The 16,249-nt window shown below is 71.6% G+C and carries 12 protein-coding genes and 1 pseudogene; 9 read left to right on the top strand and 4 right to left on the bottom strand.

Annotated elements, in window-relative coordinates; all coding sequences use genetic code 11:
* Positions 1-14: 14 nt before the first annotated feature.
* Positions 15-275 (bottom strand): phosphopantetheine-binding protein, encoded by a 261-nt coding sequence (locus tag FOB47_RS03785; RefSeq protein ID WP_053824151.1) that lies wholly within the window; start codon positions 273-275, stop codon positions 15-17.
* Positions 276-575: 300 nt separating this feature from the next.
* Here FOB47_RS03785 and FOB47_RS03780 point away from each other — a divergent pair.
* The 9 genes and pseudogenes from FOB47_RS03780 (at position 576) to FOB47_RS03740 (ending at position 11,276) form a co-directional block, all read left to right on the top strand.
* Positions 576-2,524, top strand: a pseudogene (locus tag FOB47_RS03780) (AMP-binding protein).
* A complete protein-coding gene (locus FOB47_RS03775; protein ID WP_174779994.1) occupies positions 2,521-3,474 on the top strand; it encodes an LpxL/LpxP family acyltransferase in 954 nt (317 codons plus the stop codon). Before FOB47_RS03780 ends, FOB47_RS03775 begins: the two are co-directional and overlap by 4 nt.
* Before the next feature lie 32 nt (positions 3,475-3,506).
* The gene (locus FOB47_RS03770) at positions 3,507-4,148 is read left to right on the top strand and encodes a LolA-related protein (protein ID WP_315904284.1); all 642 of its coding nucleotides are present in this window, start codon (positions 3,507-3,509) and stop codon (positions 4,146-4,148) included.
* Positions 4,145-6,940, top strand: a complete 2,796-nt coding sequence (locus FOB47_RS03765; protein ID WP_174779993.1) for an MMPL family transporter — start codon at positions 4,145-4,147, stop codon at positions 6,938-6,940. Before FOB47_RS03770 ends, FOB47_RS03765 begins: the two co-directional genes overlap by 4 nt.
* Before the next feature lie 5 nt (positions 6,941-6,945).
* Positions 6,946-7,800, top strand: a complete 855-nt coding sequence (locus FOB47_RS03760; protein ID WP_174780865.1) for a polysaccharide deacetylase family protein — start codon at positions 6,946-6,948, stop codon at positions 7,798-7,800.
* The gene (locus FOB47_RS03755; protein ID WP_174779992.1) at positions 7,797-8,621 is read left to right on the top strand and encodes a class I SAM-dependent methyltransferase; all 825 of its coding nucleotides are present in this window, start codon (positions 7,797-7,799) and stop codon (positions 8,619-8,621) included. Before FOB47_RS03760 ends, FOB47_RS03755 begins: the two co-directional genes overlap by 4 nt.
* 125 nt (positions 8,622-8,746) lie before the next feature.
* Positions 8,747-9,994, top strand: coding sequence for a beta-ketoacyl-[acyl-carrier-protein] synthase family protein (locus tag FOB47_RS03750; RefSeq protein WP_174780864.1), 1,248 nt, complete (start codon positions 8,747-8,749; stop codon positions 9,992-9,994).
* Entirely contained in the window at positions 9,991-10,794 is an 804-nt protein-coding gene (locus FOB47_RS03745) for a beta-ketoacyl synthase chain length factor (protein ID WP_174779991.1), read from the top strand. Before FOB47_RS03750 ends, FOB47_RS03745 begins: the two co-directional genes overlap by 4 nt.
* Positions 10,785-11,276: a hotdog family protein gene (locus tag FOB47_RS03740; protein WP_390884800.1), complete on the top strand. Its 492-nt coding sequence runs from the start codon at positions 10,785-10,787 to the stop codon at positions 11,274-11,276. The genes FOB47_RS03745 and FOB47_RS03740 overlap by 10 nt, the downstream gene beginning before the upstream one ends.
* Before the next feature lie 163 nt (positions 11,277-11,439).
* On the opposite strand, the gene fahA is transcribed toward FOB47_RS03740, so the two are convergent.
* From fahA to FOB47_RS03720, 3 genes are all read right to left on the bottom strand, one after another.
* Positions 11,440-12,720 (bottom strand): fumarylacetoacetase, encoded by a 1,281-nt coding sequence (gene fahA, locus FOB47_RS03735; protein WP_174779990.1) that lies wholly within the window; start codon positions 12,718-12,720, stop codon positions 11,440-11,442.
* A 112-nt stretch (positions 12,721-12,832) separates the two neighbouring features.
* Entirely contained in the window at positions 12,833-14,161 is a 1,329-nt protein-coding gene (gene hmgA, locus FOB47_RS03730; RefSeq protein WP_174779989.1) for a homogentisate 1,2-dioxygenase, read from the bottom strand.
* A gap of 61 nt (positions 14,162-14,222) precedes the next feature.
* Positions 14,223-16,235: an FAD-dependent monooxygenase gene (locus FOB47_RS03720; RefSeq protein WP_217488904.1), complete on the bottom strand. Its 2,013-nt coding sequence runs from the start codon at positions 16,233-16,235 to the stop codon at positions 14,223-14,225.
* Positions 16,236-16,249: the final 14 nt, after the last annotated feature.

Raw genomic sequence — 16,249 nt, 5'->3', positions numbered from 1 at the left:
GGGCGTGCGGGGCATCAACGGGTACGGTTGGCGGCGGTGTAGGCCGCCAGGCTGCCCAGCGTGGCGAAGATCGTCTTGTTGTCCGGATTGTCGGAGCGAAGCTCGAATCCGTACTTCCTGGAGATCAGGAGTGCAATTTCCAGCACGTCGATCGAATCGAGGCCGAAGCCCTCGCCATACAGCGGCGTATCGGCCGTCACCTGGTCCAGCGTCAGCTCGGTGATGTCCAGTTCGCCGAGAATCATCCGGGCCAGTTCGATTTCGAGATCGGTCATTGTCGCTAAATGTAAGTTATGTCGTCGCGGCGGCGGCCGGAGTCCGGCCCGGGGCCGCGCAAAGCCGTGGGGTATACTGCGGCACCGCCTTCGGGCGCAATGCTACCAAGCCCTCCGGGTTCACTCCATATGGGTGAAATTTGGTAACAACCTCGCCGCCACGACGAGAAACGGAACCCCCACACTTCGGGTCTTCCAGCCATAGTCCCCTGAAAGATCGATGACCGGACCGCTTCGCCGCCGGCGCGGGAGCGCAAGACCGCCCTCCCCGATGCCGGCCGAAGCCCCGACCGCGCCGCCATGCCAGTGTCCCGCATCCCGCGCCGATCGCGCCAACAGAATTTCGCCGCCCGTGCCGCCGGCGCGGCCGCGGCGAACCCGTCCGCCGGGACCCTGCCGCTGATCGCGCATACCCGTGGCGACCAGATCGTCGCCTACCGGGAGGGCGCCCCGGTCACCGTGGCGCGCTTTCTGGCCGACGTCCGCTACCTGGCATCGCGTCTGCCTGCCGGCCGCCACGTCTTCAATATGTGCGCGGACCGCTACCTGTTCACCGTCGGCCTGTGCGCCAGCCTGCTCGCGGACAAGATCAGCCTGCTGCCGCCGGCGCATACCCCCGAGATGGTCCGCGAACTGGCCACGTTCGCGCCCGACACCTTCTGCCTGTACGACGGCGCCGGCTGCCATTGCAACGCCGGCTGCCATGCCGAGGACGTTGCGGGCGGCGCCAGCGGTGCGGGACTGCCCAGCATGCGCGTGACGCTGCCCGCCGGGTACGAGGCGCCAGGCGACGACACGGTCGCCGTGACGATCCCGCGGATCCCCGCCGATCGCACCCTCGCCTATCTGTTCACCTCGGGCTCGACCGGACTGCCGATGCCGCATCGCAAGAGCTGGGGGGCGATGGTGCGCAATGCGCGCGCCGCGGCGACGCGGCTCGGCATCGATGCGCTGGCCGGCGCGACGCTGGTCGGCACGGTGCCGGCGCAGCACATGTACGGGCTCGAATGCACGGTGATGCTGGCGCTGCACGGCGGCGTCGCCTTGAGCGCGGCCCATCCCTTCTATCCCTACGATGTCGCCGCCGCGCTGGCCGCGGTGCCGGCGCCGCGCGTGCTGGTGGCCTCGCCGGTGCATCTGCGCACGCTGCAGCTGTCGCCGGTCCAGTTGCCGGCGCTGGCGCGGCTGCTGTCGGCGACCGCGCCGCTGGCGCCGCGGCTGGCCCGCGACATCGAGGCGCGTACCGGCGCGCCGCTGCTGGAAATCTACGGCAGCACCGAGACCGGCCACATCGCCACGCGCCGCACCGCGCACGATGCCGCCTGGCAGCTGCTGCCGGGCGTGGCGCTGCGCCTGGAGCGCGCACGCGGCGCGCAAGCCGCGGCCGACAGTGACGATGCCGACGACGGCCCGGTCTGGCTGGCCGGCGGTGCCCATCTGGCCCAGCCGGTGGCGCTGAACGACGCGATCGAGCCGCTCGACGCCCACCGCTTCCTGCTGCACGGCCGCAAGGCCGACCTGATCAAGATCGCCGGCAAGCGCACCTCGCTGGCCTATCTGAACCATCATCTGAACGCGATTCCGGGCGTGGTCGACGGCGTCTTCCATCTGCCGCGCAGCGAACCGCCGGGCGGACTGGGCAAGGAGGCACGCCTGACGGCGCTGGTCGTCGCGCCGGGCCTGAACGCCGCCGATATCGTGCAGGCGCTGCGCGCGCGCATCGATCCGGTGTTCCTGCCGCGGCGCGTGTTCTTCGTCGACAGCCTGCCGCGCAATGCCACCGGCAAGCTGCCGCGCGACCTGCTGGAGCCGCTGGTAGCGCGGCTGCAAGGCGGCCAGGCGGCGCGCCGCGACGATCGCGCGCCCACCACCGTGCTCGGGCCGGCATGAACAGCGCCGGCGTCTTCACCATCGAAGCCGGCCACCCGGCGTTGCCGGGACACTTTCCCGGCCGGCCGATCGTGCCCGGCGTGGTGCTGCTGGACCACGCGGTGCTGCGCATCGCCGCCGCACTGGGGTGTGCGCCCCAGCCCTGCCGCCTTGCCTCGGTCAAGTTCCTGGCCACGGTGGCGCCGAACGAGCCGGTGATGGTCCGCTATGCCAGCGTCGATGATGACCAACCCGACCATCAGGCCGGCCACCAGACCGAGCGCACGGTCCGCTTCGAGCTCGAAGGCCCGGGCCGTACCGTCGCCAGCGGCACGCTGACGCTGCCGGGCCTGGCCGGGCCGACCGACGCGGCGGTATGACGGCACCGGACAATAGCCACGCGGCGCCTGCCGACGACTGGAGCAGCCAGCCCGAGCGCAGCCATCTGCGGCTGCTGCGCGTGATGCGCTGGCTGTCGCTGCGGCTGGGCCGCCGCGCCAGCCGCACGCTGCTGTGGCCCGTGGTGGCGGTCTACCTGCTGATCTCGCCGGGCGCGCGCCGCACCTCGCGCCTGTACCTGTCGCGCGCGCTCGGACGCCCGGCCGGCCTGATCGACCTGCTCCGCCAGGGCTTCGCCTTCGCGTCGACGATCCATGACCGTGTCTATCTGCTGAACGGCCGCCTGGACTTGTTCGATATCCGGATCCATGGCGAGCCGGTCATCCAGCAGGCGATCGCGCGCGGCGACGGCGCCTTCCTGTTCGGCGCCCATCTGGGCAGCTTCGAGGCGGTGCGCGCGGTCGGCCTGCGTTATCCGGCGCTGCGGCTGGCGGTGATGATGTACCAGGACAATGCCAGCCGCCTCAACGACGTGCTGGCGGCGATCAATCCCGCGGTGCGGCAGGACGTGATTGCGCTGGGCCGGCTCGACGCGATGCTGCAGGCGCGCGACTACCTCGAGCGCGGCTACCTGCTCGGCCTGCTGGCCGACCGCACGCTGACCCGGCTCGCCACCGATCCGCCGCGGCACTGCGAATTCCTCGGCACGCCGGCGCCCTTCGCCACCGGGCCGCTGCGGATGGCCGCGATGCTGCGCCGGCCGGTGCTGTTCATGACCGGCCTGTACCGCGGCGGCAACCGCTACGACATCCACTTCGACACGATCGCCGACTTCTCGGCGACGCCGGCCGCCGAGCGCGAGGCCGCGATCGAGGCCGCGCTGCGACGCTATGTCGCGCTGCTCGAGCGGCATTGCCGCGCGGCGCCCTACAACTGGTTCAACTTCTACGATTTCTGGCAGGCGCCGACGCGCACGACTGCAAACGGATGATGCCGATCACCAGCCAATTCGAAAGCCCTCGCTTGCCTGTCCTCGGTGTTGCCCTTCGTCTGGGCGCGGCGTGCTGGCTGGCGCTGGCCTGCCTGCTGCCCGCGGCCGGCGCGGCCGCCCCGGCGGTGACATCGACCGCGACGGCCCGGGCCAGCGCCGATGCCGCCTGGAGCGTGGACCGCCTGATGGCGACGCTGGCGCGGCAGCCTTCAGGCAACGCGCGCTTCGTCGAGAAGAAGTACATGGCGATGCTCGAGCGCCCGCTGGAATCGAGCGGCGAACTGCGCTTCGTCGCGCCCGACCGGCTGGAAAAGCGCACGCTGGCGCCCAAGCCCGAGACGCTGCTGGTGCAGGGCGACATGCTGACGGTCGAGCGGGCCGGCCGCAGCACCACCATTCCGCTCGGCAACCACCCCGAACTGGCCGGCTTCATCGAGAGCCTGCGCGGCACGCTGGCCGGCAACCGGCAGGCGCTGGAGCAGTACTACCGGCTCGCGCTGGAGGGCAGCGCCAGGCGGTGGACGCTGACGCTGACGCCGTCCGACAGCCGCATGGCCGCGGCCATCGCCACCATCCGCATCGATGGCGCCGGCGAGCGGCTCGAGCGCGTCGAGATCCGCCAGTCCGACGGCGACCGTTCGGTGATGACCATCGTGCCGACCGGCGGCCAATGAGCGCGGCGCGCCAGCGTTGGTACCGAAGGACGCTGCCGGCGCGGGTGGCGGTCGCGATCTGGCTGGCCTTCGTGCTGGCCTGCGCCGTCGTCGCGGCGCGCACCACCTTCACCGCGGACCTGTCGGCCTTCCTGCCGCGCGCGCCGACCGCCGAGCAGCAGCTGCTGGTCGATCAGCTGCGCGATGGGCTGGTCTCGCGGCTGCTGCTGATCGGCATCGAGGGCGGCGCCGGACAGGATCAGGACGGCGCCCGGCGTGCGGCGCTGTCGAAGGCGCTGGCCGGCAAGCTGCGCGGCGATCCGCGCTTCGCCGCGATCGACAACGGCGAGCCGGTCAACCGCGAGCGCGACCAGCGCTATCTGTTCGCCAATCGCTATCTGCTCAGTCCCGCCGTCACGCCCGAGCGCTTCACCGAGGCGGGCCTGCGCGCGGCCGTCGGCGACACCATCGATCTGCTCGGCTCGTCCGCCGGGCTGATGATCAAGCCGCTGTTGCCGCGCGATCCGACCGGCGAGGTGGCGACGCTGCTGGCCGATCTCGATCCGGGCCACGGCGCGGCGACGCGGGACGGGGTGTGGGCCTCGCGCGACGGCCGCCGCGCGGTGCTGCTGGCGCAGACCGCGGCGCCCGGCTCGGACCTGGACGCGCAGGCGCAGGCGATGGCGGCGATCCGTTCGGCCTTTGCCGCCGCGGTGTCGGAGTCCGGCGCCAAGGCGGGCGAATTCCGCCTGGTGATGTCCGGGCCCGGCGCGATCGGCGTGCAGACGCGCGACACCATCCGCGCCGAGGTCGAGCGGCTGTCGACGATCGGCGTGGCCGTGATCGTGGCGCTGCTGTGGTTCGTCTACCGCTCGCCGACCGCGCTGGCACTCGGGCTGGTGCCGGTGCTGTCCGGCGTGCTGGCGGGCGTCGCCGCGGTCAGCCTCGGCTTCGGCATGGTCCACGGCCTGACGCTCGGCTTCGGCACCACGCTGATCGGCGAGTCGGTCGACTATGCGATCTATCTGTTCGCGCAGACCGCGCAGGATCGGGATGACGATGCGCCGGCTGAATCCGGCACCGCTGCCGCGGCCGCCGGCGCTGGGGCAGGCGCTGCGGCTATCAGTACAGCCGGGCTTGGGGTTGGCGTTGGCTCCAGTGCTTCCACGACCGCCGCGGCCGCGCGCGAACGCTGGACACGCGCCTTCTGGCCCACGGTGCGGCTCGGCGTGCTGACCTCGATCTGCGGCTTCGCCTCGCTGCTGCTGTCGGGCTTTCCGGGGCTGGCGCAGCTCGGGCTGTTCTCCATCGCCGGGCTGGCCACCGCCGCACTGGTCACGCGCTTCGTGCTGCCGCAGCTGATTCCGGCGCGCTGGCGCATGCGCGATCTGCGCCCGCTCGGCAACCGGCTGGCCCGCATCGCGGCCCATGCGCCGCGGCTGCGTTGGCCGGCGCTCGCCGTGGTGCTTGCCGCCGTGCTCGTGCTGGTGTGGCTGGTCGCCGTACAGCGCACGCCGTTGTGGAGCCAGGAGCTGACGTCGCTGAGCCCGGTGCCGGCCGACACCCAGGCACTCGATACCGGCTTGCGGGCCGATCTCGGCGCCCCGGACGTGCGCTATCTGGTCACCGTGTCGGCGGCCACCGAACAGGGCGCGCTGCAAGGCGCCGAGCAGGTCGGCGCACAACTGGCGCCGCTGGTCGCGCAGGGCGTGATCGGGGGCTTCGACAGCCCGGCGCGCTTCCTGCCGAGCGAGGCCACGCAACGCGCGCGGCAGGCCGCCCTGCCCTCGCGCGACGAACTGGCCGGACGGCTGGAGGCCGCGGTGGCGGAACTGCCTGTCAAGCCGGCGCTGTTCGTGCCCTTCCTTGACGAGGTTGCGCGCGTGCGGGAGATGCCGCCGCTGACGCGGGCCGATCTGCGCGGCACGTCGATGGCGCTGGCGGTCGATGCGCTGCTGACCGAGCACGGCGGCCGCTGGACCGCGACGCTGCCGCTGCGCGCCCCGGCTCAGGCCATTGCCGCCCCCGGGGCCGACCCCGATGCAGCAGCCGATGCCGCCCCCAATGCCGACGCAGATGCCCCGGCAGGCGGCCAGGCCAAAGCCGGCGCCAAGGCCGACGCCAGTGCCCACGCACAGTCAGCGGCGAGCCGGGCACCGGCCACAGTACCGGTGCCCAAGGCGATCCGCGCCGCGATCGCCCGGGCGGGCGTTGCCGATGCGCTGTTCGTCGACCTGAAGGGCGAATCGGACCGGCTCTACGCGAGCTATCTGCGCGAAGCGCTGCGGCTGTCGCTGGGCGGGGCCGCCGCCATCGCGATGCTGCTGCTGGTGGCGCTGCGTTCGCCGCGCCGCGTGCTGGCCACGCTGCTGCCGCTGGCCGCCGCCGCGCTGGTCGTGATCGCCGGGCTGGCGCTGGCCGGCAAGACACTGTCGCTGCTGCATCTGGTCGGCATGCTGCTGCTGGTCGCGGTGGGCTCGAACTACGCCCTGTTCTTCAACGGCGCGGCACGGACGCCGGATGCGAGCGAGCGCGGAGCGAACGAATCCGGAGCGCACGAGCCCAGGGCAAACCAGCCCGCGGCGATCGCACCGCGCACGCTGGTGTCGCTGCTGCTGGCCAACCTGACCACGGTGGCGGCCTTCGGTCTGCTAGGCTTATCACATCTGCCGCTGTTGCAGGCCTTCGGCCAGACGGTCGGTCCGGGCGCGGTGCTGGCGCTGCTGTTCTCCGCGGTGTTCGCGCCGGCGGCCATGCTGGGTGCCTCGCCCCGTCCGACCGCGGCCGGTCACGATCAGGAGGCAAAACCATGACGCGCATGCGCAATTCCTGTCCCGGGCCACAGTCGACCGCCTCGACCGCCGCGCCGGGCACGATCCGCAGCTGGCGGCCATCGGCGCTGATCGGCGGCGCGGCCGCCGTCCACCTGGGCGCGGTGGCCGCGGTGCTGGCGCAACCGGCGACGCTGCCGTGGGCGGCCGGCACGGTGGTGGCGGCCAATCTGCTGCTGGCCGGCGCCGGGCTGTGGCCGCGCAGCACGCTGCTGGGGCCGAACCTGCTGCGGCTGCCGCCCAGCGCCGGCCACAGCATCGCGCTGACGTTCGACGACGGCCCCAATCCCGAGGTCACGCCCGCCGTGCTCGACCTGCTCGACGCGCACGGTGCCCGCGCCACCTTCTTCTGCATCGGCGAGCGCGCGCTGCGCCATCCCGACCTGGTGGCCGACATCGTGCGCCGCGGCCATGCGATCGAAAACCATACCCAGCACCACTGGCTGCACTTCTCGACGTTCGGGCCCGGCCGCATCACGAAAGAGGTCGGCGAAGCGCAGCGTTTGCTGACCGAACTGACCGGGCAGGTGCCGCGCTTCTTCCGCGCGCCCGCGGGCCTGCGCAATCCGCTGCTGGAGCCGGCGCTGTGCCGGCATGGACTGCGGCTCGCCAGCTGGACGCGGCGCGGCTTTGATACCTTCCGCGGCGGCGATCCGGACAAGGTCGAGGCGCGGCTGCTGAAGGACCTGGCCGCGCGCGACATCCTGCTGATGCATGACGGCAACCCGGGCACCGACCGTGCCGGCACGCCGATGATCCTGGTAGTGCTGCCGCGCGTGCTGCGCGCCATCGACCGGGCGGGCTTGCGCTACGTGACGCTGCGCGAGGCGGTGCCGGCATGACGCGCTGGACCGATGCCGCCGGCCCGGCCGGCGAGGCGTTGATCGCGCGGGCCAGCACACGCTACCGGGCGGCCGATCCCTTTGCCGTGCATTTCGCCCGCTTCAAGCTGCGCAACGATCCGGTCTTCGCGATCGCGCTGGCGCAGGGGCTGATCCCCGACGGCGCCCGCATTCTCGATATCGGCTGCGGCCAGGGCCTGCTGGCCAGCTGGCTGCTGGCGGCGCAGCAGTGCCATCCCGACAGCTGGCCGCCGGGCTGGCCGGCGCCGCCGGTGCCGCGCTCCTATCTGGGCATCGAACTGACGCCGGCCGACGCCAACCGCGCCCGCGCCGCGCTGGCCGAGCCGGGCCCGTGGCCGGCGGAAATCCGCCAGGCCGATGCCCGCGCCGCGGTGGCCGAGGTCGCCGCGGCCTGCGACCTGGTGGTGCTGCTCGATGTGCTGCATTACATCGACCGCCCCGCGCAGGAAGCGCTGCTGCGCGACGCGCTGCGCTGCCTGGCGCCGGGCGGCCGGCTGCTGATGCGGGTCGGCGACGCCAGCGCGGGCTGGCGCGCCCGCTACAGCCGCGCGGTCGACCGCGTGGTGCAGTGGCTGCGCGCCGGCCGCACCAGCCCGCTGACCTGCCGGCCCGCCGACGAATGGCGCGCGCTGCTGCGCGGCATGGGCATGACGCTGCGAGAGGTGCCGCTGCCGCGCGATGCGCATGGCGCCAATGTGCTGATGGTCGGCACGATGGACGTGCGGGAGGACAAGTCCGTGCAGACGGCACAGGTCCGGCACGGCACCGTGGCTTCCGCCGGCGAGCTGGAGCCGCTTTGATACAATCGCGCCGCCCGCCGGTGCCGGCCACCGACCACAACGCCGGCCGCCCCGGCGGCCCTGGCAATGTCGGCACCGCACCGCACGGCGCCGCCTCGCATCCCGATCGTCCGCTGTCCCCACCCGTGTCCGCGCTGCACCTCTCCCATTTCACCGCCACCAGTTGCCTGGGCCATGGCCTCGCGGCGACATCCGCGGCCTTGCGCGCGCAGCGCAGCGGGCTCGCGCCCTGCCGCTTCGGCGAGGTCAGGCTGCGCACCCATGTCGGCGAGGTCGCCGGCGTCGACGACGCCCCGCTGCCGTCCGAATTCGCCAACTTCGACTGCCGCAACAACCGGCTCGCGCGGCTGGCGCTCGAACAGGACGGTTTCGCCGGACGCGTGCGCGAGGCCATCGCGCGTTATGGCGCGCACCGGATCGGCGTATTCCTCGGCACCAGCACCGGCGGGATTCTCGAAACCGAACAGGCCTACCGGCGGCGCGATCCGGCGACGGGCGCGCTGCCGCCCGACTTCGACTATGCGCACCGGCACAGCCCGTTCTCGCTGCCGGCCTTCGTGCGCGCCTACCTTGGCCTGACCGGTCCCGCGGCGGCGATTTCGTCGGCGTGCTCGTCGGGCGCCAAGGTGTTCGCCTCGGCGCGCCGGATGATCGAGACGGGGCTGATCGACGCGGCGCTGGTGGGCGGCGTCGATTCGCTGTGCCATACCACGCTGTATGGCTTCCACTCGCTGGAACTGGTGTCGGCCGAACCTTGCCGGCCCTACGATGCGCGGCGCAACGGCATCTCGATCGGCGAAGGCGGCGCATTCGGGCTGCTCGAACGGTTGCCCGAGCCCGTGCCCGATTCCGGGGCGGCGCTGCCGGACGATGCGGTGCTGCTGTGCGGCGTCGGCGAATCCAGCGACGCGCACCACATGTCGAGCCCGCATCCGGAAGGACTGGGCGCACGGCTGGCGATGGAGCAGGCACTGGCCGATGCCGGGCTGACGCCAGCCGACATCGACTACATCAACCTGCACGGCACCGCCACGCCGAGCAACGACGCCGCCGAGGGCAAGGCCGTGCTGGCGCTGTTCGGCACGACGCCCTGCAGCTCGACCAAGGGCGCGACCGGCCATACGCTGGGCGCGGCCGGCGCGATCGAGGCGGTGATCAGCGCGCTGGCGCTGCGCGAGGGCTGGCTGCCGGCCGGCATTGCCGGTACCGAACTGGACCCGGCGCTGCCGGTCCGCTATCTGCTGCATACGGACACGCCGGATGCCGGCCATCGTCCCCGCTACGCGCTGAGCAACGCATTCGGCTTCGGTGGCTCCAATTGCAGCCTGCTGTTCGGCCGCGCCGACGCGCATCTGCGAGGCGAACGGTCATGACGGCGCCGGTGTTCATCGAAGGAATCGGCCTGCTCGGCCCGGGACTGTCGGACTGGCAGCAAGGCGCCGCGGTGCTGCGCGGGGAGGTCCCCTATTTGCATGCCGCGACAGCATTGCCCGCGCCGGCAGGGCTGCCGCCGGCCGAGCGCCGGCGCACCGGCCCGGCGGTCAAGCTGGCGCTGGCGGTCGGCGGGCAGGCCATCGCCGCCAGCGGACGCGATGCCGCCACGCTGGCGACCGTGTTCAGCGCCTCGGGGGCCGACGGCCACAACTACCACGCGATCTGCGAATCGCTGGCGGGCGAGGACCCGCTGATCTCGCCGACCCGCTTCCACAACTCGGTGCACAACGCGCCGGCCGGCTACTGGAGCATCGCCACCGGCGCGATGGCGCCGTCCAACGCGATGTGCGCGCACGACGGCAGCTTCGCCGCGGGCCTGCTCGATGCCTGCAGCCAGGTGCTGGCGACCGGCGCGCCCTGCGTGCTGATCGCCTACGACACCGACTATCCCGAGCCGCTGCGCAGTGCGCGGCCGATTCCCGATGCATTCGGGCTCGCGCTGGTGCTGACGGCCGAGCCGGGTCCGGCGACGCTGGCCAGCCTGCGGCCCTCGCTGGCGATCGACGGCGATGCGCCGACGGCGATGGCCGATGGCGCGCTGGAAGGCCTGCGCGCCGCGATCCCGGCCGCACGCGCCCTGCCCTTGCTGCAAGCGCTGGCGCGGGGCGACGATGCTGCCCCGGTGCTCGATTATCTGGAACCGCTGCGGTTGCGCGTCGAGGTCGCGCCATGGCGGTGAACGACGTCGCCGCCTCGGCAACCGGCATGCCGCCCGGCACGCCGGCGGGCCGCGACTGGATCGCCGCCCATATCCCGCATCGCGGCGCGATGTGCCTGCTCGACCGGGTGGTCGACTGGAATGCGATGCGCATCCGCTGCGAGGCGAACGACCATGCGTCGCCCGATCATCCGCTGCGTGCCGAAGGACGGCTCGCCGCGCTGTGCGGTATCGAATATGCCGCCCAGGCAATGGCCGTGCACGGCGCGCTGCTGACGGCCGGCACCGCGGCCACGCCGCGCGTCGGCTATCTGGCCAGCGTGCGCAAGGTCGAGGTCCACGCCGAGCGGCTCGATACCGTTGCGGGACCGCTGACGATCGAGGCCGAGCGGATCGGCGGCGACGAGCGCCAGGTGCTCTATGAATTCGCGCTGCATGGCGGCGGCGCCGTGCTGCTGACGGGCCGCGCGGCGGTGGTGCTGGACGCCACGCCGGGCGGCTGAGTCCGGCTCGAACCGCGCGGCGCCTTCCCGGCGGCTGGTGAAAGTCGCTGAGCCCCGCCAGCGCGGGGGCGACCGCAGACATCCGCCAACCTGCCCGTGCTCCCCGCGAACGCGAATGCGGGGACCACGCGGCTTTCAAGCCAACCGCTTCAGGCGCGCGCGCTCAGCCCTCGGCCTTCGGTGCAGGCAGCACCTCGCCGCTGACCTCGCCGAAGCCGATCCGATAGCCATCGCCCTGGCACCAGCCGCGCATCACCACTTCGTCGCCATCCTGCAGGAAACCGCGCTCCACGCCGCCGGCCAGCTTCAGCGGCTCGTTGCCGTTGCGGGTCAGTTCCAGCAGGCTGCCGTACGAGTCCGGCGTGGTGCCGCTGATCGTGCCCGAGCCCATCAGATCGCCGACGCACACATTGCAGCCCGACACCGTGTGGTGGGCCAGTTGCTGCGCCATCGTCCAGTACATCGCGCGGAAGTTGGTGCGGCTGATCCGCTCGGCACGCTCGGCGCCCTGCGGCCGCAGCGCGACCTCGAGCTCGATGTCGTAGGCATTGCGCGCCGACTGGCGCAGATACGGCAGCGGCTCCGGCGACTGCTCCGGGTTGTCGCGGCGGAACGGCTCGAGCGCGTCCATCGTAACGACCCACGGCGAGATCGAGGTGCCGAAGCTCTTCGAGTTGAACGGGCCCAGCGGCACGTATTCCCACTGCTGGATATCGCGCGCGCTCCAGTCGTTGAGCAGCACCATGCCGAACAGATAGTCGTCGGCCTGATCGACGCGCACCGGCTCGCCCAGCGCCGAGTCCTTGCCGACGATGAAGCCCATCTCCAGCTCGTAGTCGAGCTTGCGGCAGGCGCCGAAGATCGGGCGCGCCTCGTTCGGCAGCTTGATCTGGCCGTTGGGACGGTGGATCGGCGTGCCGCTGACCACCACCGAGCTGGCGCGGCCGTTGTAGCCGATCGGGATTTCGAGCCAGTTCGGCAGCAGCGCGTTGTCCGGATCGCGGAACATGCGGCCCACGTTGGTCGCGTGCTCCTTCGACGAATAGAAATCGGTGTAGCCGGGAATCTGCACCGGCAGGTGCAGCGTGGCGCCGGCCATCGGCACTACTGCGCGCTCGCGCAGCGCGGCATCGTCGCGCAGCGTCGGCGTGTCGGCCGCCAGCAGTTCGGCGATGCGCTGGCGCGTCTCGCGCCAGACCGGACGGCCCAGCGCGATGAAGCGGTTGAGCACCGGCGCGGCGAAGGTACCGCGCGCGGCAGCCGGCAGCAGGCCGGCCTCGTCCAGCACCGACAGGTCGACGATGCGGTCGCCGATCGCGACACCGACGCGCGGCGCCTGCGCGCCGTGCGAGAACACGCCATAGGGCAGGTTCTGCAACGGGAAATGGGTGGCGGCGTCGTTGGCCGATTCGATCCAGCTGCGGGAGGATTGGGCTTGGGTCATGGATGCTATGTGTTGGGCTGTCCGCCCGGGAGCGCTACCTTGGCTACCTTGGCTACGTGCGCTGCCTGGCGGTACGTTGGTTATCGTCGGCGTATGTCGTCGGTGCGCGCCATCAGCGCACGTTCGGGTTGAAATGCTTCTTCAGCCCTTGCCAGCAGTGCTGGTAGTCGGACTGCAGCGCGGCCGATTCGGCGGCGAAGCGCGTGGGCCGGATCACCGTCGGCGTCTCGAACATGAACGCCATCGTGTCGGAGATGCGGTGCGGCCTGGTGGTGTCCGCCTCGCTGGCGCGCGCGAAGGTCTCGGCATCGGGGCCGTGGCCGCTCATGCAGTTGTGCAGGCTGGCGCCACCCGGAGCGAAGCCTTCGGCCTTGGCGTCGTAGACGCCTTCGATCAGCCCCATGAACTCGCTGGCGATATTGCGGTGGAACCAGGGCGGGCGGAACGAGTGCTCCATCGCCAGCCAGCGCGGGCCGAAGATCACGAAGTCGATGTTGTCGACGCCCTCGGTATCGGACGGGCTGTGCAGCACCAGGAAGATCGACGGGTCCGGATGGTCGAAGCTGATCGAGCCGATCGTGTTGAAGCGGCGCAGATCGTATTTGTACGGCGCGTAGTTGCCATGCCAGGCCACCACGTCCAGCGGCGAATGATCGATCTTCGCGCGCCACAGATTGCCCTGGAACTTGGCCACCAGCTCGAAGTCGCCCTCGACGTCCTCGTACCAGGCCACCGGGGTCTGGAAATCGCGCGGATTGGCCAGGCCATTCGAGCCGATCACGCCGAGGTCGGGCAGCTTCAGCAGCGCGCCGTAGTTCTCGCAGATATAGCCGCGCGCCTCGCCGTCGAGCAGCTCGACGCGGAAGCGCACGCCGCGCGGCACCACCGCGATCTCCTGCGGCTCGACCTCGAGCACGCCCAGTTCGGTGGCCAGGCGCAGCCGGCCCTGCTGCGGCACGATCAGCATCTCGCCGTCGGCGTTGTAGAAGAAGCGGCCCTGCATCGAGCGGTTGGCCAGGTACAGGTGGATGCCGCAGCCGACCATCGCGTCGGGGCCGCCGTTGCCGCCCATCGTGACGATGCCGTCGATGAAATCGGTCGGCGCATCCGGCATCGGCAGCGGGCTCCAGCGCATCTGGTTCGGCGACGGCGCCACCTCGTCGAAGCGGCTGACGATCCGCGATTGCTCGATCTTGACGAAGGACTCGTGCATCGCCGCCGGGCGGATCCGATACAGCCACGAGCGGCGGTTGTGCGCGCGCGGCGCGGTGAAGGCCGTGCCCGACAGCTGCTCGGCATACAGCCCGTACGGCGCGCGCTGCGGCGAATTCTGTCCGACCGGCAGCGCGCCGGGCAGCGCTTCGGTGGCGAACTCGTTGGCGAAGCCGGACTGGTAGCGCAGCGTGCCGGTGCCGGTGTCTTGGCGTAGTGCTTGGGTCATGGTCGTCCTGACAGAGGTTCGGGAAGGGTTCTCGGAAAAAGGATCGGCTTGATGGATCGGCTTACGCCGGCATCGAGATCGGCACGGCGGCGTCCGCTTGCGGATCCGGCACCGGGGGCGGCACGGCGGCGCGCGCCAGCGCCATCGCCTGGCGCAGTACCGCGATGTCGCCGATATGGTTGGCCAGCAGCAGGATCAGCTGCGCATTGGCGGCCTGACTTTGCGCATCGCTCAGATCGCGATGCATCTCGAGCAGCGACTCGTAGACGTCGTCCGGCTGCGCGAGATTGGCTTCGGTGACGAGCTGCGCGGCCTGCGGCCGGGGCTCGGCAGCGGCCGCGCGCCACTGCACGTCGATCATGCCGAGCGCGCGGCGCAGCGCGGCCAGCAGCGCGCCGTGGTCGACCTCGCGCCTGCGGGCGCAGACATGCTGGTCCGGGCGCAGCAGATAGCAGGTGCCGGGCCGGCCGTCGTAGCGGTGCGCGGCCAATCCGTCGACGTCCTCGAGCACCACCGCGCCGCGCGGCAGCGTCGGTGCGGCCTGCGTCGAAGATGCGGGCGGCATCAGGCAGACAAGCTGGACCGGCACGGGCGCCCCGCCCTGCTCCAGTTGCTCCAGCGCGGCGCACGCCGCCGGCGGCAGGCCGTCGGCGGCGGCAAACACCAGCGCGGTAAAGCCGTTGCCCAGATGCGGCAGCAGCCAGCCGTCGCGCTGCGCTTCACTGGCGACGCGCACCGGCGCATCGGCGCAGACCGCGCCGGGCACCATCGCGCCGGCGAACGGTGCGCTGTCCGGTGTATTCAGCGGCGAAGGCGTCAGCACGGTCGGCGTCGACAAGCGGCCGCTGTTGACCAGCTGCCGCGCGAACGGATGCTGGCGCGCGAGCCGCAGCACGCTGTCGCGAAACACGCGGCTGACGGCGCTTTTCGGCGTGATGAAATCGGTCGAGCGCGTCGAATGCAGGATGTTCTCGTCCGCCGCGTATTCGCGCTCGCTGGCATAGGTGTCGAGCAGCGCGTCGGGCGCCAGCCCGGCCAGCACCAGCCGCAGCTTCCACGCCAGGTTCTCGGCGTCCTGCACGCCGCTGTTGGCGCCGCGCGCGCCGAACGGCGACACGCGATGCGCGGCGTCGCCGGCGAACAGCACACGGCCGTGGCGGAAGCGCTCCATGCGCTGGCACGAGAAGGTGTAGACACTGACCCATTCGAGCTCGAACTGCGCGTCCGGGCCGAGCAGCGCGCGCAGGCGCGGCAGCACCCGCTCTGGCTGGCGCTCCTGCTCGGGATCGGCGTCCCAGCCCAGCTGGAAATCGATGCGCCAGATATTGTCGGGCTGGCGATGCAGCAGCACCGACTGGTTGCGGTTGAACGGCGGATCGAACCAGAACCAGCGCTCGGCCGGGAAGCCGGCGGCCATCCGCACATCGGCGATCAGGAAACGGTCGCGGAAGGTCCGGCCCTGGCTTTGCAGCCCCATCAGCTGGCGCACGGGACTGCGCGCGCCGTCCGCCACCACCACGTAGCGCGCTGGCAGCGTGTAGTCGCCATCGGGCGTCGACACCTTCAGCACGACCCGGTCGTCCTGCTGTCGCAGGCCACTGACGCGATGACGCCAGCGCAGCTCGAGCCCGGGCAGCTCGCCGGCGCGATCGACCAGGTAGCCCTCGACGTAGTACTGCTGCAGGTTGATGAAGGCGGGACGATGATGGCCGCTCTCGGGCAGTAGATCGAAGCTGTAGACCTGCTGCTGGTCGAGGAACACGCGGCCGACGTGCCAGCGCACGCCCTTGTCGACCAGCCGCTCGCCGCAGCCGAGGCGATCGAAAATATCGAGCGTGCGCTTGGCGAAGCAGATCGCACGCGAACCGCTGGCCAGCGTGCAGTCGTCGTCGAGCAGCACCACCGGCACCTGCTGCTGCGCCAGGTCGATCGCCGTGGCGAGGCCGACCGGACCGGCGCCGATCACGACCACCGGCCGTACCGCAGGCCGCGCGCCCGGCTGCTGCTCGGCGCAGCGCCGGTAGGCGAAGGTGCGGGCCTGGTAGTTCTCGCCTGGCTGAGCTGTGGTTTCCATCTCGTCTCCATCCC

The organism is Cupriavidus gilardii, assembly GCF_013347325.1.
Classification (GTDB): Bacteria; Pseudomonadota; Gammaproteobacteria; order Burkholderiales; family Burkholderiaceae; genus Cupriavidus; species Cupriavidus gilardii.
This window is presented reverse-complemented; position numbering and strand designations above follow the sequence as displayed.

Bases quoted from the DNA above. Each gene is read 5' to 3' on its own strand.
- FOB47_RS03775 (WP_174779994.1), top strand. From the start codon at position 2,521: ATGACGGCACCGGACAATAGCCACGCGGCGCCTGCCGACGACTGGAGC.
- hmgA (WP_174779989.1), bottom strand. From the start codon at position 14,161: ATGACCCAAGCACTACGCCAAGACACCGGCACCGGCACGCTGCGCTAC.
- FOB47_RS03765 (WP_174779993.1), top strand. From the start codon at position 4,145: ATGAGCGCGGCGCGCCAGCGTTGGTACCGAAGGACGCTGCCGGCGCGG.
- FOB47_RS03720 (WP_217488904.1), bottom strand. From the start codon at position 16,235: ATGGAAACCACAGCTCAGCCAGGCGAGAACTACCAGGCCCGCACCTTC.
- FOB47_RS03760 (WP_174780865.1), top strand. From the start codon at position 6,946: ATGCGCAATTCCTGTCCCGGGCCACAGTCGACCGCCTCGACCGCCGCG.
- fahA (WP_174779990.1), bottom strand. From the start codon at position 12,720: ATGACCCAAGCCCAATCCTCCCGCAGCTGGATCGAATCGGCCAACGAC.
- FOB47_RS03745 (WP_174779991.1), top strand. From the start codon at position 9,991: ATGACGGCGCCGGTGTTCATCGAAGGAATCGGCCTGCTCGGCCCGGGA.
- FOB47_RS03740 (WP_390884800.1), top strand. From the start codon at position 10,785: ATGGCGGTGAACGACGTCGCCGCCTCGGCAACCGGCATGCCGCCCGGC.
- FOB47_RS03785 (WP_053824151.1), bottom strand. From the start codon at position 275: ATGACCGATCTCGAAATCGAACTGGCCCGGATGATTCTCGGCGAACTG.
- FOB47_RS03755 (WP_174779992.1), top strand. From the start codon at position 7,797: ATGACGCGCTGGACCGATGCCGCCGGCCCGGCCGGCGAGGCGTTGATC.